At 48.7% G+C, this 26,394-nt stretch carries 23 protein-coding genes and 2 pseudogenes; 8 read left to right on the forward strand and 17 right to left on the reverse strand.

Going from position 1 to position 26,394, the window contains the following annotated elements:
- Positions 1 to 223: 223 nt before the first annotated feature.
- Positions 224 to 3,865 carry a glycosyl hydrolase 115 family protein gene (locus B9T62_RS26625; protein ID WP_087918045.1) on the reverse strand — a complete coding sequence of 1,214 codons (3,642 nt, stop codon included), beginning with the start codon at positions 3,863 to 3,865 and terminating at the stop codon, positions 224 to 226.
- Positions 3,866 to 4,015: 150 nt separating this feature from the next.
- On the opposite strand from B9T62_RS26625, the gene B9T62_RS26630 reads away from it, so the two are divergent.
- On the forward strand, positions 4,016 to 4,828 hold the full coding sequence (locus B9T62_RS26630; protein WP_087918046.1) for a helix-turn-helix transcriptional regulator: 813 nt from the start codon (positions 4,016 to 4,018) through the stop codon (positions 4,826 to 4,828).
- A 390-nt stretch (positions 4,829 to 5,218) separates the two neighbouring features.
- Here B9T62_RS26630 and B9T62_RS26635 read toward each other — a convergent pair whose 3' ends face one another.
- On the reverse strand, positions 5,219 to 5,536 hold the full coding sequence (locus B9T62_RS26635; protein WP_087918047.1) for an SDR family NAD(P)-dependent oxidoreductase: 318 nt from the start codon (positions 5,534 to 5,536) through the stop codon (positions 5,219 to 5,221).
- Positions 5,537 to 5,558: 22 nt separating this feature from the next.
- Positions 5,559 to 6,551, reverse strand: a complete 993-nt coding sequence (locus B9T62_RS26640) for a zinc-binding dehydrogenase (protein ID WP_087918048.1) — start codon at positions 6,549 to 6,551, stop codon at positions 5,559 to 5,561.
- A 135-nt stretch (positions 6,552 to 6,686) separates the two neighbouring features.
- Here B9T62_RS26640 and B9T62_RS26645 point away from each other — a divergent pair, with 135 nt between their 5' ends.
- From B9T62_RS26645 to B9T62_RS41885, 3 genes and pseudogenes are all read left to right on the forward strand, one after another.
- Positions 6,687 to 7,271 carry a TetR/AcrR family transcriptional regulator gene (locus tag B9T62_RS26645; protein WP_087918049.1) on the forward strand — a complete coding sequence of 195 codons (585 nt, stop codon included), beginning with the start codon at positions 6,687 to 6,689 and terminating at the stop codon, positions 7,269 to 7,271.
- A gap of 517 nt (positions 7,272 to 7,788) precedes the next feature.
- Positions 7,789 to 9,000: an IS701 family transposase gene (locus tag B9T62_RS26650; RefSeq protein ID WP_087913645.1), complete on the forward strand. Its 1,212-nt coding sequence runs from the start codon at positions 7,789 to 7,791 to the stop codon at positions 8,998 to 9,000.
- A 679-nt stretch (positions 9,001 to 9,679) separates the two neighbouring features.
- Positions 9,680 to 9,916 (forward strand): annotated as a pseudogene (locus tag B9T62_RS41885) (transposase); the annotation flags it as partial.
- Between the two features lie 183 nt (positions 9,917 to 10,099).
- Here B9T62_RS41885 and B9T62_RS26665 read toward each other — a convergent pair.
- Positions 10,100 to 10,711 (reverse strand): TetR/AcrR family transcriptional regulator, encoded by a 612-nt coding sequence (locus tag B9T62_RS26665; protein ID WP_087918050.1) that lies wholly within the window; start codon positions 10,709 to 10,711, stop codon positions 10,100 to 10,102.
- A 143-nt stretch (positions 10,712 to 10,854) separates the two neighbouring features.
- On the opposite strand from B9T62_RS26665, the gene B9T62_RS26670 reads away from it, so the two are divergent.
- Both B9T62_RS26670 and B9T62_RS26675 read left to right on the forward strand, forming a co-directional pair.
- Positions 10,855 to 12,030 (forward strand): MFS transporter, encoded by a 1,176-nt coding sequence (locus tag B9T62_RS26670; RefSeq protein WP_087918051.1) that lies wholly within the window; start codon positions 10,855 to 10,857, stop codon positions 12,028 to 12,030.
- A 122-nt stretch (positions 12,031 to 12,152) separates the two neighbouring features.
- Entirely contained in the window at positions 12,153 to 12,446 is a 294-nt protein-coding gene (locus B9T62_RS26675) for an IS4 family transposase (protein WP_087918052.1), read from the forward strand.
- 252 nt (positions 12,447 to 12,698) lie between these two features.
- Here the strand turns inward: B9T62_RS26675 and B9T62_RS41340 are convergent, their stop codons facing one another.
- The 3 genes from B9T62_RS41340 to B9T62_RS26690 form a co-directional block, all read right to left on the reverse strand.
- Positions 12,699 to 12,923 (reverse strand): helix-turn-helix transcriptional regulator, encoded by a 225-nt coding sequence (locus tag B9T62_RS41340; protein WP_087918053.1) that lies wholly within the window; start codon positions 12,921 to 12,923, stop codon positions 12,699 to 12,701.
- A 187-nt stretch (positions 12,924 to 13,110) separates the two neighbouring features.
- On the reverse strand, positions 13,111 to 13,899 hold the full coding sequence (locus tag B9T62_RS26685) for a TrmH family RNA methyltransferase (protein WP_087918054.1): 789 nt from the start codon (positions 13,897 to 13,899) through the stop codon (positions 13,111 to 13,113).
- A 67-nt stretch (positions 13,900 to 13,966) separates the two neighbouring features.
- Entirely contained in the window at positions 13,967 to 14,626 is a 660-nt protein-coding gene (locus B9T62_RS26690; RefSeq protein ID WP_087918055.1) for a potassium channel family protein, read from the reverse strand.
- A 171-nt stretch (positions 14,627 to 14,797) separates the two neighbouring features.
- Here B9T62_RS26690 and B9T62_RS26695 point away from each other — a divergent pair, with 171 nt between their 5' ends.
- Complete coding sequence (locus B9T62_RS26695) at positions 14,798 to 15,034, forward strand: small acid-soluble spore protein SspI (protein ID WP_087918056.1); 237 nt, start codon at positions 14,798 to 14,800, stop codon at positions 15,032 to 15,034.
- A gap of 240 nt (positions 15,035 to 15,274) precedes the next feature.
- On the opposite strand, the gene B9T62_RS26700 is transcribed toward B9T62_RS26695, so the two are convergent.
- Positions 15,275 to 16,861, reverse strand: a complete 1,587-nt coding sequence (locus tag B9T62_RS26700; protein WP_087918057.1) for a peptide chain release factor 3 — start codon at positions 16,859 to 16,861, stop codon at positions 15,275 to 15,277.
- Positions 16,862 to 17,224: 363 nt separating this feature from the next.
- On the opposite strand from B9T62_RS26700, the gene B9T62_RS26705 reads away from it, so the two are divergent.
- The gene (locus B9T62_RS26705) at positions 17,225 to 17,908 is read left to right on the forward strand and encodes an NPCBM/NEW2 domain-containing protein (RefSeq protein ID WP_087918058.1); all 684 of its coding nucleotides are present in this window, start codon (positions 17,225 to 17,227) and stop codon (positions 17,906 to 17,908) included.
- A gap of 646 nt (positions 17,909 to 18,554) precedes the next feature.
- On the opposite strand, the gene zwf is transcribed toward B9T62_RS26705, so the two are convergent.
- The 9 genes and pseudogenes from zwf to B9T62_RS26750 all read right to left on the reverse strand — a co-directional run bounded on the left by zwf (position 18,555) and on the right by B9T62_RS26750 (position 26,117).
- Positions 18,555 to 20,105, reverse strand: a complete 1,551-nt coding sequence (zwf, locus tag B9T62_RS26710; protein WP_087918059.1) for a glucose-6-phosphate dehydrogenase — start codon at positions 20,103 to 20,105, stop codon at positions 18,555 to 18,557.
- A 206-nt stretch (positions 20,106 to 20,311) separates the two neighbouring features.
- The gene (locus B9T62_RS26715; protein ID WP_087918060.1) at positions 20,312 to 21,139 is read right to left on the reverse strand and encodes a hypothetical protein; all 828 of its coding nucleotides are present in this window, start codon (positions 21,137 to 21,139) and stop codon (positions 20,312 to 20,314) included.
- Positions 21,140 to 21,223: 84 nt separating this feature from the next.
- Positions 21,224 to 21,877: a response regulator gene (locus B9T62_RS26720; RefSeq protein WP_087918061.1), complete on the reverse strand. Its 654-nt coding sequence runs from the start codon at positions 21,875 to 21,877 to the stop codon at positions 21,224 to 21,226.
- Positions 21,855 to 22,927 (reverse strand): annotated as a pseudogene (locus B9T62_RS26725) (sensor histidine kinase). Before B9T62_RS26725 ends, B9T62_RS26720 begins: the two are co-directional and overlap by 23 nt.
- Positions 22,928 to 22,959: 32 nt before the next feature.
- Positions 22,960 to 23,607, reverse strand: coding sequence for a cell wall-active antibiotics response protein LiaF (gene liaF, locus B9T62_RS26730; protein WP_087918063.1), 648 nt, complete (start codon positions 23,605 to 23,607; stop codon positions 22,960 to 22,962).
- A 308-nt stretch (positions 23,608 to 23,915) separates the two neighbouring features.
- A complete protein-coding gene (locus B9T62_RS26735) occupies positions 23,916 to 24,620 on the reverse strand; it encodes a PspA/IM30 family protein (protein ID WP_087918064.1) in 705 nt (234 codons plus the stop codon).
- Positions 24,621 to 24,623: 3 nt separating this feature from the next.
- Positions 24,624 to 25,109, reverse strand: a complete 486-nt coding sequence (locus B9T62_RS26740) for a PspC domain-containing protein (RefSeq protein WP_245864074.1) — start codon at positions 25,107 to 25,109, stop codon at positions 24,624 to 24,626.
- The gene (locus B9T62_RS26745; RefSeq protein WP_087918066.1) at positions 25,096 to 25,773 is read right to left on the reverse strand and encodes a PspA/IM30 family protein; all 678 of its coding nucleotides are present in this window, start codon (positions 25,771 to 25,773) and stop codon (positions 25,096 to 25,098) included. Before B9T62_RS26745 ends, B9T62_RS26740 begins: the two co-directional genes overlap by 14 nt.
- 44 nt (positions 25,774 to 25,817) lie before the next feature.
- Positions 25,818 to 26,117, reverse strand: a complete 300-nt coding sequence (locus B9T62_RS26750; RefSeq protein WP_087918067.1) for a hypothetical protein — start codon at positions 26,115 to 26,117, stop codon at positions 25,818 to 25,820.
- Positions 26,118 to 26,394 lie beyond the last annotated feature (277 nt).

Below are 26,394 nucleotides of genomic sequence, written 5' to 3' on the forward strand. Positions count from 1 at the left end.
CAACCTTTCTCTTACCTCCATGGATTTGAGAGTTTACACGACTTAAAAGTATTCCTTTTTTGAGCATCAGATAATCCTTGTGCAATATCTACTCCAGTGTACATTCGAAAACTTATTGGTCCATGAAAGGCATCGTTAAGGCCTACATTATGAAGTATTTATAAATCAACCCAAAAAACACCCTTCCGTCTTCCTAGTCGGGAAACGAAAGGGCTTAAAATATTTATTGTCTAATCGAATCCTGCCACTGTGCATCAGCCGGTGGAAGCTCGTCTCCTGTACTCAGATAGATCCGGTCCACCCGGAGCTGTGACTTTCTAGCCAGGATGGACAGCACATGCTCCCTTCGGGTTAGCTCCAGATCGGAGATATGGCACCAGTAATACGCTTGAGCGGTATTGTAGGTGTGCAGTTCCCCTCCGCCGAACTGCTCGGATAAAGGTCTCGCTGTGCCGTCAAGAGCCAGATAACAGGAATCGGACTGGCCGTTATGGTGCCTGATCAGCAGCCACACATGATAAACCCCGGGAGTATAAATACTTATTCTATAATGCATGCCAGGCGCAGTGCCGGGCTCTTCCCACAGCATTCCCGGCTCAGCAACATGCATCGCAAAACCTGTTCTTCCGTTGGTTTCGGCCTGCAGATGACTCCAGGCAAGCGCATGATCATCTGCTGCAGGTGTCAGATACGCATTATCCGAGTTCTCCAGGACATATTCCGCTTCGATGGCTACTACGCCTTCTTTTTCAGCAAATCTGCCTGCTCCAAAGGCCTCGACAACATTTTTTTCATCCGTGCTTTTCCAGAGGCTATCATAGCGTTTATTCCCAAGTAGGGGTTGTGGATAACTTAGGCATTTCATGAATATCAGATCGAACAGTTGCTCGAAGAATTCTCTGGTTGCATATAAAACAGGCGGCGGCAGTACCTCATCCTCTCGTGTGTTATAAAATTCACTGCACAGCCGCTCCACTTCATTCCAATCCACATCCGGACTTTCGGTTCCGTATCCGGCAAGCGGTACCTGGTGATGCGTACTGAAAGCCGGTCCTAAATTAGAGTCTTTTCTGGCGCCTGTATACAGCACCAGCTTGGAGATCGTCACATAGTTATCGACCATATACAGCTTCAGGGTATGTGCGCCTGATGGAACCGGCAGCTTCACCAGCAGCTTTTCCCCGTTATCCATAATGCTCTGCTGCCAGCTTCCCTTCCATTCGTCATTCGTTTCCGATTCGACAAGGATGGGTTCTCCGTCATCTATGACGACAGCAAAGCGGATTCTGCCCGTAGAATTCAGCGTCAGGAAACGGTGTATTTCCAGAACATACTCTCCGCCTTCCTGCACAAAGATGTCGTATCCTACATAAGCGTTATTCTGAAGCGCCCCGTCAAGCGACTGTCCGTCCGGATGCCAGGCCATCAGCGCAGCTCCCTCGTACCTACCCATTCCCGGCACCTTCACCCAGCCGTACTGTGCTTCACCTGCACTGATATAGCCTTGTTGATGATACCCGGCAGCAGGCATGGATACATACTCGTCCGCTTCGATATATCCTGTGAAATTCTCTGGAACTACCGCAGCCAGTTCAATCTCAACATTGACGTGGATAACCGAACCATTTCTGTGATCACGGACAACGATGAGCCCGCGCTCGCCAGCATACGCCATAGGATCTTTTACCGATACTTGAATCCGCTCCTCAGTCTGCAGCGTCCCTTCCGTTTCGGACAGGACAATCCATTCCGCTCCCTTCAGAACCTCTACGGTATAAGGGATGCTCCCCGCACCCTGGTTCCCGAGCTCAATCCACTTCTGCCGCTGTCCATAGACGGAGAACCGCATGGTCTCCTCCCCGTTCCAGAGATCTGCCCGCAGGGCGCTCCCGGTAATTTGCAGCGCCGGCTTTCTCACAGGATAAAGCGCAGTCGGCGGTGGCGGAAAGTTCTCCGGAGTAAGGATGCCTTCCCATTTGCCGTCACTCATTTTCTTGTCATAGAAATGCAGCATCCGCCGTTTATTGTCCAGCATCTTCACCGAGAGCTCCGTATACCTGTCGGCAGCCTGCATATTGCCGCGCTCATACGACAGCACGCTCCGGTCCGCATAATAAAATTCATGGTTGGTATAGTAGGAAGCGTGAATCTTCATCAAGAACAGCTGGAATAATGCGGCACGCTCCTCCTGCGGCAGCTTCTGCAGAATGGCATTGCCCCGACGATAAAGATCCTCAAGGATCATCAGCCTGCGCCCTGCTTCATCACCATAGGCAGTCTGTGAAAAGACGCCGGGCTGCATATGCTCAATTTTTCGCACATTGGTCACTTGGGCAAATGCCGTATACAGCTGTGCAGCCTCGGCCCCATGTTCACCGGAGAAATTCGAATTGATCCAGTGCTCCGTAAACCGTGACGGATCTTGGGTTATCCCGCCTGCTCTGCCCGCTTCCCAGCCGTACCGGAGAAAATACTCCATATCCTGCTCCACCGGCTTCAGGCCGCCGACATTCAGCACCCATACTTTCCGGATGCCTGACTCGTAGGATTTCTTCAGCTCATTTCCCGTCTGCGCCAGCGGAATGGAATTAATGAACAGATAGCTCATTCCCGTGCCTGGCGCCGCCCAGTAGGAGCTGTGGAAGTACAGCCCGTTCCCGCCGCTGCGGCTGCTTTCAGCCGCAGAAGGATACCGCCTCATATGGCCGAAATTGTCGTTCGCCCAAATTAGTGTAATATCATCGGGCAGATCCAGTCCCTGGTCATACAGCGACAGTACCTCTTTATAAGGGACAAAGGTCTGCATGGCCGCCTTCCCTTTTTCCTCTCCCAACACGTCTATAAGAAGCTGCCGCTGATCCCGGATGACCTGGCCCAGAAGCCTGACCTTTGCCTCCTTCTTGTCTGCTTCACTCATGGACGAATCCGCGTCAATAACCCGGGTATGGAATCCCGAATCATGAATGCCCCGCATCCCCATCGTAAAGCATACTTCGTAATTCCGGTTTTGCTCTATACTTTCCCGCCAGTATTCCTGGAGAATTTCCCGGTTGCGCCCTTCAATGGAATAATCGTATTCGGCATCCGTATACCCCTTGCCCTCTGTCCATGGACTCCACTCATTCTGGTTGCTGCGCAGCAGCATATCACAGTGGGATGTTCCAACCACAATGCCCATCTGCTCGGCAAGAGCGCCGTTCTCCTGATCACCGTTGAAATAATTGACATGCATCGCCGGCCAGATGTAATTCGCCTTCAGGCGGAGCAGTAGCTCAAAGATATGGCGGTAAGCAACCGGTCCAATGCTACCATCCGGCGTATGGAGTCTGGCCCAGTCATTCAGTTCCTCTTCATCATTCAGAAAAACACCTCTGTACTGCACAGAAGGCCAATCCACTTTTATAAAATTCTCAGGCACACTAAACGAATCTCCCGTTTTAACCGGAACATCCGCCCAATAATGCCAAGGGGACACGCCCATTGCCTCGCACAGATCATAAATGCCGAAGATCGTCCCCCGGCGGTCTGTTCCAACTATGTAGAACACGTCGTCCACAGCTTCCTGGAGAAAAGCTTCCCAGCGGAGGGTCCCTGCTTCATTTTTCAGCTGATCCAGCGAAAGCTTTTTATCTTGCAGAACGGCCGGAACGGATGCGCTGTGCTCCAGAGTTGCGATAATGATGGCGCATTCATCAATCTCATTCGAAAGTACGGCCTTACCGCCGCAGGTCCGGCTGATATCCGTAATCAGATTCGCGGCCGCCAGATGTACGGCACTGTTTTCCGTTTCAGACACATAAATATGTACCGGCTTGTTTCTTGTGAACAGCTCCAGACGATTGTCTGCTACATGGACTTTACTCAAGTACAATAACCTCCTCTTAATAGGCGGCCCGATAGGCTTCCTACAATCTGTTGGTTAACTATACCTTAATCCATAACAACAATCTTTTATTATGTTGCTTTTATCGCCGTTTATTGTACTATATTGCTATATAAGACGGAGGGTAAGCTTATGAGCGCTGATTTGTTTGTCGCACATCCTTTATTTTTCATTGAATACATGAAGCATGACGCCGGGCACCGGATGCCCAATGTCCATTACCACAACTGCTATGAGCTGTATATTCTTGAAGAGGGCCATCACAATATGTTGGTAAATGATTCGATGCTGACCCTTGCGATGCATGACACGGCCTTGTTTAAGCCTAACCTGTTCCACCAGAGCTACCGGAATCACGGCTGTGCTAGAACCTGCATCTACTTCACCGAGCGTTTCCTGCGGCTGTATTTTACAGAGCGGTCCATCCAATCTTTACTGGGTTACTTCGACAGAACGATCATCTCAATTGACAAGGAAATGTTTCCCCGGATCAAAAAGCTGCTGCTGTTATTGGAAAAAGAAGATGTAGCGGACAGCCGCAACCGTATTTTCATCTACTTGGCAGAGATTTTGGACATTCTGAATCACAGTAAAAGCCCGCCAAAAACCGTAGAGACACCTGCATCGCCCAGTAATATTGACCTGATTCTATCCTATATTAATCAAAACTATGATAAAATCCGTAAAATCGAAGAGATCTCCGACCAGTTCTTCATTTCCAAATACTATTTGTGCCATATCTTCAAAGAAGCTACTGGGCTTACCCTGGTACATTATATAAACAACATAAGAATACAACATGCTTGTAATATGCTTGTTAATACCGACCTGTCTATCCTGGATATCGGGATGGCCTGCGGCTTCAACTCATCCATGTATTTCTGTAAAATCTTTAAGCAAGCTGTATCCGTAACGCCAAGCGAATTCAGGAGGAATGCGCAATAGGCACGTTCAAAACGTTTGGAATTGTTACAACAAACCATAGAAAAACACAAAGTAGCGATCCTCCTGGTCATACTCTCGTCTGATAACAACTGCAGGCCGAAATATATTACAGTAATACAAAATGCCCCATTCCGATGAGAAATGGGGCATTTTGTATTATGGATAACCCCAACCTGATGTAATATTGGGTTGGGGAGGTGTAGACATTCCCTCTCCCAGATAATAATCAGTCAAGTGGGACTGCATATACCCTTTAATTGTCATGCTGTATATGGCTGATTTCATAACGTTCGTATCCTCCTAATAATGTGATATTTTTCACTTAATTAAATGAAATTGTAACATCGTTAATTTTGAGCGTCAATTGAATGGAAATGGACTAAACATATATCATATAATTGTAACGTCAATAGTTATTTGTTTCCCTGCAACGCCAGCATTATTAATCAGCCAATCCAATCTTCCGAAACGGGTTAACACTTGATCGCGCAGTTTATTCACATCTTCTAAGCATGTAACATCTGCTGGTATTAAAAAGGATTGGCCGTTTGATTGAGATATTAACGCCGAAACTTCCTCCAATTTTTCCTTTCGTCTACCTACGAGGACGACCATTGAGCCCTCTTTTGCAAATTCAACAGCCGTCGCACGCCCTAATCCAGTACCTGCTCCAGTAACAAGCGATATGTGCTTATTAGCTAGATCCATTATGATTTCCTCCTGAGCTGGATTAATCGTTAATAACTTTGGCAGCTACTTTGCCGGTAACCTTGCCTTCTTTTAATTTTTTTAAATACGCCGGGATTTCCTCCATGGTTATCGTTGTGATTTGTGGAGGTACAATCTTACTTTCTGCAATCAATTTGCCAAAATGATCTCCGATTCTCGCCAGATTGGACTGTGCATTAAAGTCACCTTGTGTATGAGCAGCACCAAGCGCTATCTCATGTAAAGACATCCCTTTGTCATAAAAACGAATCCGGCTAAAATCAGGGAATCCAGCCGTTACAACCATTTCTCCGCCGAAGGCAAGAATCTCAAGATCTTTAGTCGCGCTATCAGGACTTATCGTATTTAAAACATAATCAACACCCCGGCCATTAGTCAGCTCTGAGATTTCTTCATATACTTTGTTTTTAGTAAAATCAATCGCCTCATCCGCCCCAAGAGAGCGTACATAGTCGATGTCTTTGCCTAAGCAGGTGGTAATCACCTTCAACCCACATATTTTTGCTAATTGAATGGCATATCCCCCAACACCGCCTGCACCGCCATGTATCAAAATGATACCGCCTGACTGCGGATTCAGTTTCTGCATTATCGCTTGATAGGCCGTATATCCCGCTGCCGGAACCACCGCCGCCAACTCGAAAGGGACTTCATCCGGCAGCTTGCTCGCTGTGTGGGCTGTAGTCACAGAGTATTCTGCAAACCCGCCATCCAGATTATTAATGCTGCGAAGATAGTACACACGGTCTCCAATGTTGAAATTATTCACGCTGCTGCCAACGGCATCTACCGTCCCGGCAATTTCTAATCCTAGAACGCGTTTTCTCTCAGACTCCAGCCCTGCATATTCAGCCACTTGGTAATCCGAAGGGTTCAAGCCTGCTGCATAGACCTTCACTCTAATCTCATTATCGTTTGGTTCTGGCATCTCCCTGTTCGTAACCACAGTAAGGCTGTCCAGTTCCCCTGGTTTTTCAAGAATAAGTGCTTTCATAAGAATTTCCCTCCCAGATTTAATTGACAATATTCTATAAATAACATACATTCGAACTGCCATTACAATTGTAACACCACGCCAGACAGGGTCAATGCTTGATAGAACGGGCTAAACAAAGAAGGGGGAATTGTAATGTCTGAGGAAGAGGTTGCGGAATTTCAACGTTTAGAAGGACTCAGGTTGTCTAATGAGGAATCGAATCGAATCACTAGATCAAGTATTGAAGCTGCTCTGGTGCTGCTGATGAAGGATCAGGCTTTTGAAGATATATCAATTACAGGTATTGTTAAACGAGCCGGGGTGTCCCGCACCGCATACTACCGAAATTACAAATCCAAAGAAGATATTCTACAGAGTACGCTGAAGGAGATTGTAGATAAAATCGTTACTGCGATGAATCTGCATCATCCCATTAGAAACTCATATGATTATTGGCTTGCCTTATTTCAAACTTTAGAACAACATATGGACTGCTTACGCATTATCCTAAAAGTTAACATGGCTGATACTATTCTTAACGAAATGCAAAACGCACAGTTAAATACAACAACAGAAGCAAGCTTACTTACTAACTACGCTACTTACTTCTGGAGCGGTGCTATCTACAGTGTAGCTGCTAATTGGATTAGAGGCGGCGCAAAGCAGACCGCTGCCGAAATGGCAACGGTCTGCTACAAAATTATCGAAGCGGTAGATGGTGATTATTGTGGTTCATAGAGGAATAATTACTTGACAAGTAAACATGAATTAAGTAAAAGAGGGAGTCTAGAATATACAAGTAAGGGAGGTTATGGAACTATTGCCCAGTCTTACACAACATTGCTGAAGTTGAAAAGGTTCTTTCTATGAACCAGAGTTTCAAAGAAGCGGCCTTGCAATACACATGCTATATCAAAGCTTCAAGACACAACGCCTCCTGTTTAAATTAATTAACTTAACTATATTATAGAAAAACTTCACTGGCCAAACATAAAATCACGATTCACATCAATAATTAAACAAAAAAAACAGTAGTAGCAAGGGTTCTTGCTACTACTGGTTCTTGAATTAGTCTCAAACATATCTGAAAAAAAGTCTCAATTATCAATCAAAGTGTCTCAGTTATACTTGTTACTATAAATGAGCAAATTCGCTTCCAGTAAACTGTAAAATCAAAAAGAATAGAGACAAAGTGCTCTCCTTGTGTTAAAAAGTAGTCACCACAACACACTTTTTAGCCGAAGGAGAACTCACAATGTCCCATACCGCCATCGTACCTGATCATCAAATGCTTCGCAACTATTTATTGCAGCACCGGTTGCCTTTATATTTCTCTAAACCCGTGATGAATCATATCCTATCTTACATGGCAGCAGCAACGTCCAAAGGATTTCGGGGTAAGGTCGTAGATCTAGCCGATTATAGCCCGTGTCACCGCACTGCTCTCGGGCACTTTTTGACTCACGGGCACTGGGACGAAAGGATTCTTCAACATAAAGTGAAGCAAGAATCTATTCGTCATGTACTCCGCGAGTCCACACAAACGGCGGAGCCTCTATTTGTGATTCATGATGATTCGATTTGCAAGAAGACCAAGCCTTCGTCACAGGCCAAGTCTCCCATCGAACAGACTGGATATCATCATTCGCATCTCGAAGGTAAAACCGTCTGGGGCCATCAGGTTCAGGCCACTATCGTACAATGTGGTGCAGCGGCATTGATTCATTCTATAGATCTATACGACAGAAAAAAAGTTCATCCGGATGGCTCCGTCTATACTAAAATCGATCATGTGTGTGACATGGCTGCGACGATGCCTTTGCCTCCATATGGGGGATATGCGCTTGTCGATTCCTGGTTTACTTGCTCCCGGATCATTGACAGCTACGCGACTGCAGGATACCACCTGATTGGCGCTTTAAAAACCAATCGTATTCTCTATCCGCAAGGCATCCGGATCTCGGTTCAGCATTTTGCCGCGCATGTGTCCAAAAAAGACGTTCACCTCGTGACCGTGAATGGTTCTTCGTACTGGACGTACCGATATGAGGGAGCCTTAAACGACATCCCGAATGCAGTCGTACTTCTCTGTTGGCCTGAGCAAGCCTTTGGTCAGCCGAAAGCTTTACGCGCCTTTTTGTGCACGAATGTGTCTTTAGAGACAGAGACGATTTGTACGTATTACAGCAAAAGATGGCCGATTGAAATCTTCTTTAGACAATCCAAAGGTAATTTAGGATTCGAGACGTATCAAGTTCGCTCGGCCACTGCGTTTATTCGTCTATGGGCACTACTCGCCTGGACACATTTGTTCTGTACCGTGGGGCTTGAACAGCCTTGTTCCTTTGGCGATGGGCTACGCACCGTTCGCAAGCAAGTCAAACAAGATATCGCCCAGTTTATCTATGACTGCGGCCGAAAGAACATTCCTTTTCAAGTGATTCAAAAACGATTAAAATTAGCATGATCTTTGATTTGGAATTTTTTGTATCCGTTTTTGCTCATTTATAGCTTGTTACTCACAACATGTGTGAGTTGTATTTCATCTTGTCACTAAAAAGGGCTGTTTTCGGCGATTCTGTAACGTAATTTTGGCACGGTTTGTACGTACTCTTGGCACAAACCAGAAATCCCTGTAACGTTAGATGGCACAAATCGTTCATAAAAATCCAATAGTAATTTATGTGTTACTATTTTGATTTTCGCTTGGTACTACGCTTTTTAAAATACGTATTACCAAGCTTATTAATATATTATTGGCCTGTTCTGAGCCACCTGAAGGCTATGCTCGCTGGACCGTTGGTCTGTTGACGCACCGAGTCATCGAACTAAATATCATGGAATCGGTGGGACGAGAGACCATTCGAGCTACTTTAAAAAAACGAAACTTAAGCCTCACTTAAAGAAACAATGATGCATCCCCCCAAAATCGAGCGCCGAATTTGTTGCTCGAATCGAGGACGTTTTGGAGACCTATGCCTTGCCTTACGATCCTGAAATTCCGCTGATCTGTATGGACGAACAGCCATTTCAGCTTCTGGACGATTAAACCTGGGAAAGTGCAGCGCGAAGATTATGAATACGTGCGAAAGGGAACCTGTAGTGTGTTTTTGTTTACGTAACCGTTAACCGAATGGCGTCACGTACAGGCCAGCGAAAGACGAACCAAAGTCGATTGGGCACTTCAAATTCAGAAATTACTGGACGCTCACTATCCAGACGCGAAACGTGTTCGGCTCGTGATGGACAACTTGAACACGCACACGATCTCTTCGTTGTATGAATCCTTTCCGTCAGAACAGGCCTTATCTTTAGCGAAACGCCTAGAAATCCACTACACTCCCAAGCATGAGAGCTGGTTAAACATGGCGAAATTGAACTGAGCTCGATGACGATCCAATATCTGGATCGGCGCATTGGCTCTATTGAACAATTGCAACGCGAAATCACGGCATGGGAAATCGACCGGAATCAGGCACAAAAATCCGTGGAGTGGCACTTCACCACCCCAATGGCCAGAGGGAAATTGAAACATTTTTATCCTGAAATTTGATGCGGTCAAGGTACTAGGCTGAATGTTTGGCAAGCTCCCATATGTTCATTATTTGCGTAATGGCCTGATCGATCGTTGCAAAAGGGACTCCATCCCGAGCTTGTGTAGATATGCCATGCATAAATGTATCAAAGACAGTGGTCAACATTGAGACATCTATGGACGAAGGCATTTCACCATTTTCTACGGCACGCTGAATACAATCATGCAGATTGCTGCGAGTTTTCTTTCTTTTTCCAGCTACAATTTCTCGAATATTATTGTTTTTGGAAGAGCATGTGCTAGCTGACAGCACAATCAAACACCCATTCGGATGGTCACAATCCGTTTGCATTTTTGCGGTACGTCGTAATGCAGTTTCAATGGCTTCGCGTGGATTCAGCGTGAGATCCGTAAGACATTCCGTGACTCGTCCGAAAGTAACCATATATTGTTCAACTGCTTCTTTAAATAGAGCTTCTTTGGAATCGAAGGCCGCATAGAAGCTGGCTGCTGAAATATTACCCATAGCCGCTCGAAGCTGCAGTAACGAGGTCGCTTCGAATCCCTGCTCCCAAAAGAGCATCATCGCCTGCAGTAGTGCTTCATCCCGATCGAAAATACGCGGTCGTCCAGTTCTTGCCATAAGAGATTCCTCCTTACTTTTCTTAATTATATACTAATCGATCCAAAAGTAATTGACAAGCTGTGTGAATTCAAATACCATAAGGAATGATCGATCCACAATTCGATTAACTATCTTATATTAGTTGAAAAGGAGCTGCACAGATGTCTAAGTTATCTACTAATCGTTTCCCGTGGCTGGGATTGTTAGCCCTTGCTATGAATGGATTTATTGCCATTATGACTGAGACCCTGCCTGCGGGATTATTGCCGCAAATCAAAGAAGGGCTACAGGTGTCGGAAGCTTTGGCCGGGCAACTTGTCACCTTGTACGCCGTTGGTTCGCTGGTTGCTGCCATACCCGTTGCTGTACTTACTGGGGGATGGCGTCGTCGTCCACTTTTGCTTCTTTCGATTATCGGTTTTCTTATCTTCAACACCATTACAGCTCTTTCAACAAATTATGGATTAACACTTGTCGTTCGTTTCTTTGCCGGGGTTTCTGCTGGGGTATCATGGGGATTAATTGCTAGTTATGCACTACGTATGGTCCCTGATCATCTTAAAGGTAGAGGTATGGCAGTGGCCATGATTGGAACACCTATTGCCTTATCCTTTGGAGTTCCTGCCGGTACGTTGATCGGTTCCTTTATGGGCTGGCGTTCAGCGTTCTGGTTGATGTCCTTGCTGGCGTTCGTTCTCATTTTCTGGGTACTCTGGAAAGTACCTGATTTTCCGGGTCAGGCGGCTGATAAACGCAACTCCGCGGTCAAAGTTTTACGCACACCTGGAATTATTCCCATTCTGATTGTCGTATTCACCTGGATGCTGGCTCATAATATTTTGTACACCTTTATCGCTCCTTTCCTAAAGGATCAAGGGCTTGAATCCTATGTTGGACTGATTCTACTTGTTTTTGGAGTTATGGCACTCGTGGGCATCTGGATCATTGGCGTTTTAATTGATCGTTGGTTGCGACCGCTAGTTCTCATTAGTCTTACCGGATTTGCTTTACTCTCACTTGTTTTAGGGATTTGGAGTGAGCATGGCACGATTGTCTTCATTTCTGTTGCGCTATGGGGGCTCACATTTGGTGGTGCGGCAACTTTGCTGCAGACAGCACTTGCTCAGGCAGCGGGGGAACAAGGTGTGGATTTGGTCATGCCAATCAATACAACGGTGTGGAATCTGGCTATTGCCGGAGGCGGGGTATTCGGAGGAGTCCTTCTGAATCAATGGGGAACCCGTTCCTTCCCTTGGGCACTCCTGCTACTCTTGCTTGTTGCTCTATTGGTTGCATGGCGCGCTAAAACGCATGGATTCCGTTCATCTCAATTGTAAACACATTGCAACAACTTAACGCCCTGTTGATCTCCTCATTATTTCATTAACGTACTCAATAGTGGATGTGAGATCGAAGAACTGCAGGAAAGAGAAGCAGAGCGTCTGAAGAAGCTCATCTGATGTATTCGATCATTGCCATTGAAATTCTGTCCCTTACCTATCTCGCTCGGGAAACGCCGGATGCGTCTTGTGCGCTCTTTTTCAAACAAGAGGAATGGCAGGTATTACATCGCATTGCCAATCGTACAACCGTTGTCCCGGATGTGAGTCCGACGATTCATGAAGCGGTTGCCTGTCTCGCCAAGCTTGGCGGCTTCTTGGGTCGTAAGAGTGACGGCGAACCGGGCGTTAAGGTTATTTGGAAAGGACTTCGGGAACTAAGAATCGTTTTCGAAAATTGGCACAGCATTTAGCGTTCTTTCTATAATTTAATAATTCTCATCAGTAGTGTAATTATGAACATCTAATTAGTTATAAACATCAAAAAAGACCTGATCAATGAAGCCCAGTGATCAGGTCTTTTCGATTTTTCACCAAAGGAAACATTATAAGAATTCAGCCCATCTTAATAATAAAACTTGAGGACTCTTTTTCTTCAGTGCTGATGAAGATCGCAATCAAGATTATTGGACCTATTTGTCGAAATTTTAGATTTATCAAGATTTTTATAGAGATCTGACCTGCTTAAGTAGAGTTATTGCGTGATAAAATGACTCCAGATCACTAAGGCTGCCTTGAGAAACACCGATTTTATTAGCAAAATCCGTTTGATTAAGATTATGTATTTTTCGTAGTTGTTTAATATTTGTCCCAATTGTGTTAATCATAACCGCCTCCACACTACGATTTGTGCCAACAAACGTTCCACGAGCTTTTGTACCCAAAATCATTTTTGGTCATTCAGAGCAACTTTGATAATGCCCAGTCACATTTTTAAAAAAGCCCTGATAAATCAAGGGTTTCTTGACCATCAGGACTGAAATACTTGTGCCAAAAATCGTTACAAACCTATGCCAAACTACGTTACAAACGGTGACAAGATGAATTACAACTCACAACATGACACTCACAGTTTAGTTACATCCCCCGCTGCCGCATCCCCTCAAACAGCAGGATCGTCGCCGCCATCGCCGCGTTCAGCGACTCGGCGCGGCCGGCCATCGGGATCAGGATACTCTTGTCGACCAGCTGCGCGGTCGCCGGCGAGATCCCCTGGCCCTCGCTGCCGATCAGCAGCCACTGGCTGCCGCGGAAATCATGCGCATAGCAGGACTCTGCGCCCTGCAGCGAAGTGCTGACCAGCAGCGCGCCCCGCTCGCGCGCCTGCGGCAAGATCTCACCCAGATCTCCCTCCACTACCGGGAGATGGAACAGCGAGCCCATCGTGGAGCGGATGGTCTTCGGATTGTACACGTCCGCGCAGCCTTGGCCGAGGATGACCCCGTCCGCGCCTGCCGCATCGGCGCTGCGAATGATCGTGCCCACGTTGCCGGGGTCCTGGACCCCGTCCAGCACGATCACGAAGCTGTCCGGCTTCGCCAGAACAGCCTCCACCCCGCGCAGCTCCTTGCGCACAATCGCGAACACGGGCTGCGGGGTGTTGGTAGTGCTGCATTTGGCGATGATGGCCGCTGACACGCCAATCACCTCCATGCCCTGCACCGCCTGCAGCAGCCCTTTCAGCTCTGCAGGCATACCCTTGTCGAGGTCATAGGCCAGGCACTCGACATCAGCTTCCGCCTGGAGCGCCTCCTGGACCAAATGGACACCCTCGACGATATATTTCCCGGACCTGTCGCGGTGTTTTTTCTCCTGCAGCCCGGCCCATTCCTTTACCCGCGTATTTTGCAGTGACATAATTTCCATAACGTACACGTACCCCTCTGTTCTTGTTGTGAAGCTTCCTTGTTAAGGTCCCTCTGCTCTGCCAGACCTACGTATAAGCCAGCTCCAACCTCGTAAGGTTGTCCTTGCGGCCGACGATAACCAGTACGTCCCCGTCTACCAGTCGATCCTCGGCACGTGGAGAGATATTCATCTCTTCCCCTTGGCGGATCGCCATCACGTTACAGCCATATTTGGCGCGGATGTCCAGCTCCTGCAGATTTTTGCCCAGCATTGAACCGGATACCTTCATATCCAGAATACTGTAATCCGGCGACAGCTCAATATAATCGAGGATATTGGGCGAAGCTAGATGATGTGCCACCCGCATGCCCATATCGCGTTCAGGATAGATCACTTTGTCGGCGCCGATTTTGCTTAATACTTTGCCGTGCAGCTCGCTTTTGGCTTTGACTAGAATCGCCGGCACGCCCAGATCCTTCAGAATCAGCGTGGTCAGAATGCTGGCTTGAATATCCTCGCCGATCGCCACCACCACCACGTCGAAATTACGGATGCCCAGCGCGCGCAGCGCCTCTTCATCCGTAGAATCTGCCGACACCGCATGGGTGACAATAGTCGAGATCTCCTGGGTCCGCTGCTCATCTGTATCAATCGCCAGCACATCGAACCCCATGCCGCTGAGCGCCTTGGCCACACTGGACCCGAAACGCCCCATTCCAATGACGGCATATTGTTTTTTAGCCATAATCCCGTACCTCCCGCAACCATTTCTTATCTCCAAACAGTATAGCATAAGCTCACGCCTGATTTGAATTGCCAGCCCCTGCACAGGGCACATTATAACGAAGTGGTGCCAGGAAAGGTTGGATCTGCTCCTACGGCCATGCCACTGCCAAACAACTGAAGGAGGTGTAAGATGCCGGTTACCATCGATTTGCGCCAGGCTGTAGTCCATAAGATTCATGGGCAATCCGAAGCCGATCTGCGGCATATGATTGAAGGCTCGGTGGACGGTCCGGAAGCCGCGCTTCCCGGGCTGGGTGTCGTGTTCGAAATGCTGTGGAAGGACGTTGATTCCGCCAAGCAGGACAAGCTGATTACGATGCTGCACGATCACCTGAAGACGATATCCCCCGTTTCGGTGAAGTCCTAGCCAGTCTATAAATCCGATTTTGTTAAGAAGAAACGGCTTCGCCGTCCTCTGCAAGAGGCGGCATCCGTTTCTGCGAGAAATAGAAGGATAATTTATAGCGCGAAGCATATAAATTCTTATATTTCCAAAAAACCTCCGCCCCAGTGCAGCAGCACTTGTGGGACGGAGGTTTTGATTACTGCAGCCGAGTCAGCTGCTTCTTTATGCTCCTACTTGTATGTCACTGCCCGAGTACCGTTCTCAAGGAGCGGTTTCCAGGAATTTCGCCGTAGGATTCTTCTCCATAGCTGTCCGCATGGCGTATTCATTCTCGAACAGCACAACATAGTTGCCTTTTTTGTCGGTAACCAGCGTGGAGTTAATGCGGAATTTGCTTGCATCCGGCGGTGTTTCGTCAACGATCCAGCGTGCGAACTGGTACGTCATCCGCTGCAGCAGCACATCCACGCCATATTCGCCCTTCATGCGGTATTCGAACACCTCGAATTGCAGCTGTCCTACTACACCCAACAGAATATCGTCGAAGTTGACCGTGCGGAAGACCTGGATCATCCCTTCTTCGGTCAGCTGGTCCACGCCCTTCTGGAACTGCTTCGATTTCAGCGCGTTTTTGATGCTCACCTTGGCAAAAATCTCTGGCGAGAACGTCGGCAGCTCATCGAACTGAATGTCACCGATTTGACTCAGCGTATCTCCAATCCGGAAGATGCCCGGATCGAACAGCCCGATAATATCTCCCGGGTAAGCTTCCTCGACAATATCGCGGTCCTGGGCCAGAAATTGCTGCGGCTGGGCCAGCTTGATGTCTTTGCCAGCACGGACGTGCTTGACGCTCATCCCGCGCTCGAACTTGCCGGACACAATCCGCAAGAACGCGATCCGGTCACGGTGGGCCGGGTTCATGTTGGCCTGGATTTTGAATACATAACCAGAGAATTTCTCATTGGTTGGCTCGATAGAACCCGCTGTACTGCGGCGCGGCTCCGGCTTCGGTGCCAGCTCCAGGAAATTGTTCAGGAACGTCTGCACGCCGAAATTATTGATCGCACTGCCGAAGAACACCGGCGTGATCTCTCCGCGCAGCACCTTCTCATAGTCAAACGGATCACCCGCTACATCCAGCAGCTCCAGGTCCTGGCACAGCTGGTCATGCAAATATTCCCCAGCCATCTCGCGGATAATCGGATCGCGGTAGCCGTCGACCTTCTGCACCTTGATAACAGAGTGATCGTCGCCCTGGAACAGCTCTACCTGGCTCTTCATCCGGTCATAGACGCCGCACAGCTCGCGGCCGCCGCCGATTGGCCAGTTCATCGGCACCGAGCGGATGCCGAGCACCTGCTCCAGCTCTTCCATCAGGTCAAACGGGCTGCGGCCTTCACGGTCCAGCTTGTTGATGAAGGTGAAGATCGGAATGCCGCGTTTCGCACAGACCTGGAACAGCTTGATGGTCTGTGTTTCCACCCCTTTGGCAACGTCAATCAGCATAACAGCACTGTCGGCAGCCGTCAGGGTGCGGTAGGTGTCCTCACTGAAGTCCTGGTGACCGGGAGTATCGAGGATATTGACACGGTGATCCAGATAGTCGAACTGCATCACAGAGGAGGTAACGGAAATTCCGCGCTGCTTCTCAATTTCCATCCAGTCACTGGTGGCATGTTTGTTTGCTTTACGGGCTTTGACGGTACCCGCCAGCCGGATCGCGCCGCCGAATAACAGCAGCTTTTCGGTTAAGGTAGTTTTACCCGCATCCGGGTGGGAAATGATTGCAAAGGTTCTGCGCCGGTCCACTTCCTTTTGCAGCTTCGGATCGATTGCTTTGTTCATTATACATATCCCTTCATCTATAAATTCATGCTTCGCTTCAATGAGACATCTATGTTCATCAAATCGGTGCTTGGATCATCATAAGTGCTCCTTCATGGTTTAGTTCAGGCTGATCTTCGGCTTAGCTAATACCCGCTCCAAGTGCATCTTTTAAAGTATACCAAAATCCGGGAAACATTATCTACAAAAAAGCGCTGGAAGTAAAATATACTCTGTGGTATGCCGGATTTCCTTCACACTATGACACTGGGTCTGTAATTCTGTACAAAATGTGAAGGATTTTATTTAAAAAGGTCCTGACAAGAAATTTATCGAATAGCTGTAAAGATCAATTTTTTATTTTTATAACAGGGGGATGGACAAATGAAGGAGAAGGCCAAGGGTTTAGTAATAGGAGTAATACTAGGAACTATGCTTACTGGAACGACAGTTTTTGCAGGTACCAATACGAAACTCAGTGTAGTTCTAGAAAACGTAAAGTACATGTTTAATGGTGTTCACAAGCAAGCAGCACAATCCATTATTTATAATGGTCAACTGTATGCGCCAGTGAAGAACATAGCTAATGGTTTAAATGAAAGTTTTACATATGACGGCAAAAGTAAAACGGCATGGATAGGTAAAAAGGAAGGAACTTTCACTTATCTGGATGAAGCTAGTTATGCCAGAATGGATGGAAACAAAAATATTCATTTCAAAAAATGGAAAAATCCATCCGATTTAAGATTTAAAATAGCCGACCAACAATACCTGCACGGAATCGGTTCGATTTTAAGCAACTCTTTTTACAGCGATAACAAAAGCTCAGTAGACTACAATTTAAATTGGAAGCACAAAAAATTAACCGGGTTTATCGGAGTCGACGATTATACTAAAGATTCCGATAATAGCGGGACCATCATTATAAAGGGAGATGGACAGGAACTGTATAGAAAAGATGGTATGCGTGGCGGCGATGTTCCTATTGAAATAAGCGTTGATCTTTCTGGTGTTTTAAAGCTGAAATTCTTTTTGAATCCGCAGAAGATAATTACAATAAACAAATAGATCTAGTTTTTGCGGAACCAAAGTTATTTTAACGAATTGGGAATTTTCTAGGTATCATGCGCCCACCGCAGCGCTTTTTTTGTGGTGAACCTAGTGCAGGGTTTCAGAAGTCCTTACCCGGCATGTGCCTAAGTTGCAGAGTACGGTGCAGTGTAACGTTCAACACCCGCAATAGGGAAGGACGGCAATAAGCAGCGCATGAGCGCCAGATTTAAACTCCACGAGTCATTTATAGCAGCGTAGGACTGCCGGCTTCAAACTCAACAGGTCATGCGCAGTGACCTCCTGACCAAAATTCCTGCAATCATACAGTTTTTTTCGTGCAAAAACGGCCTTCGGGACCCAAAACCTGCAAAAGTGCAGGAATTTACGCTTCGAGCGCTTGTTCACAGACCCAACTGCCGAAAAACCTGCACTATTGCAGGCATTCAGCCAACAAGGGGAAGAAGAGAGAAAATACCTGTATTTTTGCAGGAATTTCTCTCCGGGTGAGCCTTCTGAACCTTCATCCATAGGGTTGGGGCTAGGGACTTTATTTTATTTTAAGCACTTTTCTATTATTCTCAGTTCTTCAGAAGTAAAAAAACAAAATCTCCCCGCATACTCTGCAGGGAGATCATTTCCGTTATACAGGTTAATAGGCGTCTTAGCCGTTTACCCGCCACACTACATTGTCCTCTTCCTGTCCGTTCACCGGCCACCAGTGGAAGCCTTCCTTGGCGAGCAGCTGGTCCGCTTCTACCGGACCCCATGAGCCGGCAGGATAAGAAGCAAGGTCCTTGCTCTCTTCTCTCCACGCCTTGGCAATCCGGTCCACGAAGGACCAGGCCGACGACACTTCATCCCAGCGGGTGAAATAAGTGGAATCGCCGCGCGCCGCATCATGCAGCAGACGTTCGTAGGCTTCTGGAGAGTTGATCCCTACCATGCAGCTCTGGCAGAAATCCATCGCCAGCGGCTGGATTTCCGATTCTGAGCCGGGTTTCTTGGCATTGATCTTCACATAGATGCCTTCCATCGGATTCACACGGATAACCAGCAGGTTCGGTTCAAGGTTATGCTTCTGGCCCAGATATACATTGGTTGGCATGCCTTTGAACTCCACCACGACCTCTGTGGTTTTGACCGGAAGACGTTTGCCGGTTCGAATATAGAACGGAACCCCCGCCCAGCGGAAGTTGTCTACAAATACGCGTGCGGCAAAATATGTTTCGGTATTCGATTCAGGCTCCACCTTGTCCTCCTGGCGGTAAGCCGGGAGCGTCTTGCCTTTATGAATGCCTTGGGTATACTGGCCGCGTACCACATTGTCACGAACCTCATCGGAGGATGCGTAAGGACGCAGGGAGCGCAGCACTTTAACCTTCTCATCACGGATATCTTCAGCCAGCAGACGGCTTGGCGGCTCCATTGCAATCATCGTCAGCAGCTGCAGAATATGGTTCTGGCCCATATCGCGCAAGGCTCCAGCATGATCGTAATACCCGCCGCGTTCTTCAACACCGACGGTTTCACCAAGTGTAATCTGAATGTTGGCAATGTGCTTATTGTTCCAGAGCGGCTCGAAAAAGGCATTCGCAAAACGGATCACTTCAATGTTCTGCACCATTTCCTTGCCCAGGTAATGGTCGATCCGGTAGATTTCCTCTTCCTTGAACACCTGGCGGATCTGCTCGTTCAGCTCTTCAGCCGATTCCAGATTGTAGCCAAAAGGCTTCTCAATCACGAGACGGTTCCAGCCTTCGCTGTCCAGCATACCGCCGGCCTTCAGGTTGAAGGAGACGCTGCCGAACAATTCGGGAGCCAGGGCCAGATAGAACATCCGGTTGCCCGGAATACGGAATTTCTCTTCCAGAACCTCCGTTTGCTCTCTCAGCTCACGGAATCCTTCGATATTGTTGATGTCCAGGGATTTGTACTCGAAATGCTGTACAAATTCGTTCCATTCGCCTTCATCGCCTGCCTGGTAACGGCAGAATTCCAGGATGGATTCCTTCACATCGGATCTGAATTCTTCCTGAGTACGCGGGCGCCGCGCCACGCCAATTACCGCAAAATCCTGTGTCAGCTTACCTTCACGGTACAAGCTGTAAATCGCCGGGAAAAGCTTACGCCGGGCTAAATCTCCGGTTGCCCCAAAGATAAAAAATACAGCACCGGGTGTGTGCAGTGCATCAAGGGTTTGATTTTCAGCCATGGCTCCTCATCTTTCTGTATGTAATATAGTTGACAATCATTCTCAACGCCGGATACATCATAAAATACGATGACGACGTGATGTCATTTTAGCACATTCCCAAAAAGGATGCCATCACATTCCTGACAAATACTCTCGGGTTTTCGGAAAGTTACATTAATCTTTCTTATTATTCACTATATTTTAACTTATATTAGCATAAATTCTCAATATTCAATGGTTATTAATGGTAATCCTATAGTCATCCGGTTGCGGTCCGTTTCGCCGTCTCTATGAATCGCCAGTTGCATAGCTATGGAATGATCACCACTGGTGACGAACCGATCTTGACCCGGCAGCGTGTAGGAGCCGCTTGAAGTAGCCTCATCGTCGTAACTCTCCGCAATCCCCATCTGTGGCAGCAGGCCTGCCACAGACAGCTGCGTGCGGTGCAGCGCCGCACGGGGATCTGCCCCCTCCTGCGCCATTCCCTGCAGGGCGACGTTCCACTCAGCAGCTACACCGCGGCGCTGCAGTACAGTGCCGGCCGATACGGCTGCCGCTTGCAGCCCGCTGTCCGCCTGCTGCAAATCCGCCGTCTCATAAGTCACAATCACGTAGCTGGTACCGTCCGCCAGTTCACTCCAGAAGAGTGACTTCCGGGTTCCTGCGGTATCCAGGGTTTCTGCGCGGTAGGTGGAGTGTCCATCCTTCTCCGCACGGGTAATCTTGCCGCTTCCAAGCTCATCCGCAAGGGTCTGAACGTTCGCTCCCGCCTGCCCTGCCGGTCCTGCATAGACACCCTGCCACTTCAGGATAAGGCGCAGCGGTGACGACGGCGACATCGCCTTGCGGCTCAGAGCCGTAAGCAGCGTCAGGGAATTCTGCAGGTCAGCAGTTCCCCCTGCCGCAAGTACAGAGGAGACCGGGGCCGCAGCCTCGGCAGAGCCGCTGCCGATCCCGCCACGCAAGCCCGCCAGCATCAGCATGGCTGCCAGGCTTACGCTCAGCAGTATCAGAATGGCCTTGCCTCTTGTTCTGTTCCCGGTCTCCATCTTCCATTCTCCCTCTCTATCCCGTCTACTAATCTAGTAGACAGGATATCCGAGAATGGGAGATTATATACCTGACTACCGGTATTATTCGGCCAGTCCGTTCTTATATGCATAAATGGCCGCCTGGGTGCGGTCATCCACACCCAGCTTGGCGAGAATATTCGTGACATGGAATTTCACAGTTTTGATCCCGATAATCAGCTGATCCGCGATATCCTGATTGGATTTCCCTTTGGCGAGCAGCTTCAGCACTTCCATTTCGCGTTCGGTCAACTCTTTGTAGGCAGGTGTTTCTCCTCTGGCATCCTTGCGGAAGCGGTTCATCATCTTGGAGGCCACCTGGGACTCCAGAACAGACTGCCCTCTGGCCGCAGCGCGGATCGCATCGGCGACTTCACTGGCCCGCGACGTTTTGAGCAGATAGCTGAACGCTCCGGCTTCAATCACGGGGTACATTTTCTCATCATCCAGATAACTGGTCAATACAATGACTCTGCATTCCGGGTACAGCTTCATCAGCTGTTTGGTTGTTTCGATCCCATCCATTCCGTCCATCACAAGATCCATCAGCACCACATCCGGGTTGTACTCCTGGGCCAGGCGGATGCCTTCTTCTCCGCTTCCGGCCTCGCCTACCACTTCGATGCCGTCCTCGGTGCCCAGCACCGCAGCCAGTCCAATGCGCACCATCTCATGATCATCCACCAGCAGTACCTTAATCGGTTCGTCCGTCTCCATGGTTAGCCTTTCCTCCTATTCATTCACTAGCGGAACGGTAATTTCGATCCGCATCCCCTTGCCAGGAGCGGTAATGAACTGGATGGAACCTCCAGTTTCATTAATCCGCTCCTGCATATTCGATAAGCCGTACGAGGTTTGCTTGCTCTCATCCATCTCGAAGCCAATCCCGTCATCGCGCAGCGTCAGACGGACAGTATCGCCGCGCCGGTGCAGCCGGATCTCCATCTTGTTCGCCTTCGCATGCCGCAGCGTATTGGAGATCGATTCCTGCACGATCCGGAACAGATGATTCTCGATTCCCTTCAGCAACTGCACATCCGGGTCCATCTCGAACACAATATCAATCGGCACCTTCACCTTCAGCTCACGGATCAGCTCCTGCAGCCCCTGCTCCAGACCTTTGCCTTCCAGATATACGGGACGCAGATGCAGCAGCAGCGCCCGCATCTCTGACTGGGCCACGGCCGACATCTCCTCAATCAGCGCGATCTGCCGCTGGGCCTTGTCGAAATCCTTCTCCAGCGTCCGGCCGACAGCTGTAGCCGTCATCGAGATCGCGAACAGCTGCTGCGAGACGGCATCATGCAGCTCGCGGGCCAGCCGCTGGCGCTCCTCCATAATCGCCGATACCCGTGCCTGCTCGGCGAGCTTGGCGTTGTTGGTCGATAGACGCTGCAGCGTTGTCACCTGGTTCTCCCACTTGTTGCTGATCCGCCCCAGTTGCTCGCCCAGCCTGCCCAGTTCATCCGCGCCAAGCTCCGGCATCGACAGCGTCAGGTTGCCCTTCTCCCAGAGGAGCAGCGTTTCCCGCAGCCGCTCCAGCTTGCGCTTCACGCGGAAGCTCTGCTGGAAGCCGAAACCGATGCCGAACGCCATGGGCAGCAGTACCAGCGTAATTGCTGTGCGCAACCCGATTTTCCAGTTCTCAAACGGCTGCAAATAACCATATGTATACATGATATATAATATCACAAGCAGCATGACAAAAGAGAACAGAGCCCCCTCACCCATGCTGCGCGTGACCATATTTGTATTCTTTTTCCCCATGTGGGGGCCCTCCCTTTTGCAGACAGACTTGGTTAAGATAATCGCACATCCAGATCGCACATCAGATAAGAAATGCTAAACTTCACTTTCTGCTCACAGCTCTCATAGTTGGCCGATTTCCAATTCAAACGGTTCATCATCCCGGTGTCGCGGTGGCTGCCGAATTCAATCGAACCGAACAGCACAAAGGCTTCAATCTCGACGCCATAATCCTCGGACAACAGGATATCCACATCGCCGAATATGCCTTGAAAAAGCATCACGGTTTCCGGCTTCTCCGCCATCGCCAGCGACAGGTCCAGATCCGCTTCACCCAGCACATGCCAGGCGCTCAGGCTGTTCATTACCCAAGGCGAGCTGTCCCCCTCCAGCCGGGAGGAGAAGTTCTGCTTCTGCATAAACCCTTCCTTGCGCTGCATCCGTTTAGACTTGGTGAAGAAGGTTCCAAGCGAGATCAGACAGATGGCCAGCACCAGCAGCATGTGATCCAGCATGATTAGCACGGCACCTATGCCCAGCAGCTTATATCCTTGTCTCACCTTGCCTGAGGTTATACGGTAGATACCCAACAGCAGGAACAGAAGGGCGACAATGGAGAAAAAGCCGATCCATTTGCCAAAAATCATTATGCAGCCAATCCCGATCAGTATCGTGGCAATCAAACGGTTCCGTTTATCCATTTCGCACCTCCTAAAAGTTTTGCGAAGCAAAACTCACTTCGTAAGCATTCACTTGGTTTTGCGAAGCAAAACTCACTTCGTAAGCATTCGCTTGGTTTTGCGAAGCAAAACTCACTTCGTAAGCATTCGCTTGGTTTTGCGAAGCAAAACTCACTTCGTAAGCAATCGCTTAGTTTCGCGAAGCAAAACTGACTTTTATTATTTCAACTTCAGCCGCTACAAAAGCCATACCGGTATGGAATATCCATACCGTATGGCTTTACCTTGTACAGCATATCATATGAAGCTAAGTTTTTGGAAGCAGGGTACTATTCTTCTTTTTTGCTAAGTGCCGGGGCTGCCGGCTTGTCGCCCAGCTTGCTTCTCAGCGCGGCTAGTTGCTCTTCAACCTTCAGCTGTTTCTCAGCGTCTACCGGCTTGCTGTAGGCGGCAGATGGGCTGTAAGGAGCACGCATTACATCGGCTTCAGCTTCAAGCTGCATGATTTTCTCTTCCATCCGGTGGAAACCAAGCGATGCGCTGCCGCTCTCGATGGAGTGCACACTGCTGATCTGTGACATCTGCTTCTTGGCTTTAGCCATCTGAGCACGGGATACCAGCTCATTGCGCTTGTTACGCAGCTTGTAGAATTCATCTTTCATGTCATGGAGCTGTTGTACCAGTTCTTTGGCCTGTACTTCGGCTTGAGCGTGCAGCTCGCTATATTCACCATACTTCTGGTCGAAATAGATTTTCTCTTCCAGCAGCTTGCGGGTTACTTCCTCCTGGCCGTTCTTCAGTGCCAGCTCAGCTTGTGCTCCGCGTTGTCCGGACATTTTGGCTGCTTCATCGACACGTTGCTTCATGCGGCGTTCGTTGGCCATTTGCTTCGCTACGGTAACCTCAGCCTCGTGAATCTCAGCCTCCATATCACGCAGGTACTGGTTAAGCATTACAATCGGGTCCTCTACCTTATCCAACATATCGTTTACCGACGCTTTAGTCATATCTTTAATTCTTTTGAATACTCCCATAATTTACACTTCTCCCTTCTCGTATTTAGACAGTTTTTGTTTAAGCTCTTCCACTTCTTTTTGCAATGCTTTCTTCTCTATATCCTTCATCATGGCATCCAGACCGGAGTCCGGTGCAGTATACGCAGTGTTCTTGTCATATCCAGGTTGGGGATTGGGATTCTGGCCGTAAGAGCCGTATCCGCCGGGACCCTGTGGACCTCTGGGTTCGGGTCTGCCTGAGTAAGGAGCTTCATAGTGATGGCCTCCCGGTGCTCCGGGACCGCCTCTGAAAGGATCATAAGGCACATGCTCCTTCGGAATGACGATCGCTGCGATGAAATATACCAGGATCGCGGCACCGCCGGTAAACGGAATGCTGACCAGCAGCAGAATCCGGAACAGGGTGGAGTCGATGCCCAGCGTTTCAGACAAACCTCCAGCCAACCCTGTCATTACCCTGTCACGGGTCGAACGATACAAACGGGTCATAGCTTTACTCCTTTCCATCTTTGTTAAGCTTCTCCTTCAAGCGGGCCATCTCGCGTTCGAGCACAGTTGCCACTGTCTCTCCCGCCTGCACTGCATATTCCTGGCCCATCCGGCGCAGGTCATGCAGGCTTTTGGCTTCCAGCTCCCAATCGTTCATCCGCTCTTCCAAGCGGCCGAACATCTTGGGTACATCGCCGCCGTTGCCATAAGCGCCGGCTCTTTGATTCATGCGTTGCTGCAAGCGCAGCGTCTCCATCCGTGCAGCATAATATTGGCGTTTGCTGTATACGGTCTGATATTCCAGCTTCAGTTCATTCAGCTGTTCTTCAAGCTCTGTCAGAGATTGTCTGCTCTGTTCGAACAGTCCGCTGTATTGCTCCAGCTTCTCTTCATGGATAATCTTCTCTTGCAGCGCTAGCTTAGCGAGATGATCCTCGCCGGCCTTAAGTGCCAGCAGCGCCTGCTCTTCACGTTTATCCCTCATCGATGTAGCTTGATTCACCTGCATATGCAGTTGCTTCGTATGAGCCGCATATTGCTGGTATAGCTTCTCGGCGGCGCTGATCTCCTCGCGGGTCGTATAGAGGAATTGATCGATCAGCTTCACGGGGTCTTGGCTCTGCTCCAATCGTTCATTCAGATTAGCTACAGTAATATCTCTCATTCTGCGAAAAACACTCATGATTTCCTGCTCCCTCCCTGCATCTTAGTTAAGTAATCTTCGGCTTAGTAAGTACTTCTTCTGCCCTTCAGTACGGACACTCCCCATACTACCAGCGCCACACCGAGCAGCGGGCCGATAATCCAGGACAACTTGGCAATCAGGGTCATCACACCGATAAACATAAGCCCCCAGCCGATGATCTTGCGTCCGCTTTTAATTCCGAGGTAACCGAGAACAACCAGCACTACCGGGAACAGCAGCCGGAATATTCCGTGTATCAAGGGAAGCGCCATGCCCAGGAGAATGATCCCCCCCAGAGCAATCAGGACAATTGCCAATCCGTTTCCTTTGTTATTTTGCATTTTCTCACCGCCTTTCGTTAACCTCAACCTTATAACCTTATTCTAGGGCAAAGCTCGTTTTTCCAAAACAGACCGCAGGCGGTTTTTGGTACTGGACCTTAGTCGGGGAGACTGCGGGACCCCAGGCTACACATGAGCTAGTTAAGTTGGCCTCCCTTGCTTCATACCCGCCAGCATCCAAATGAAAACGGATACCTCCATTTCGGAGATATCCGTTAATACGTATCAACTTCGATTTTCATGCTATTAAGTGCTTCTCTTCCTAATATATAACTGG

Origin of the sequence: Paenibacillus donghaensis, assembly GCF_002192415.1 — a bacterium.
Classification (GTDB): domain Bacteria; phylum Bacillota; class Bacilli; order Paenibacillales; family Paenibacillaceae; genus Paenibacillus_AQ; species Paenibacillus_AQ donghaensis.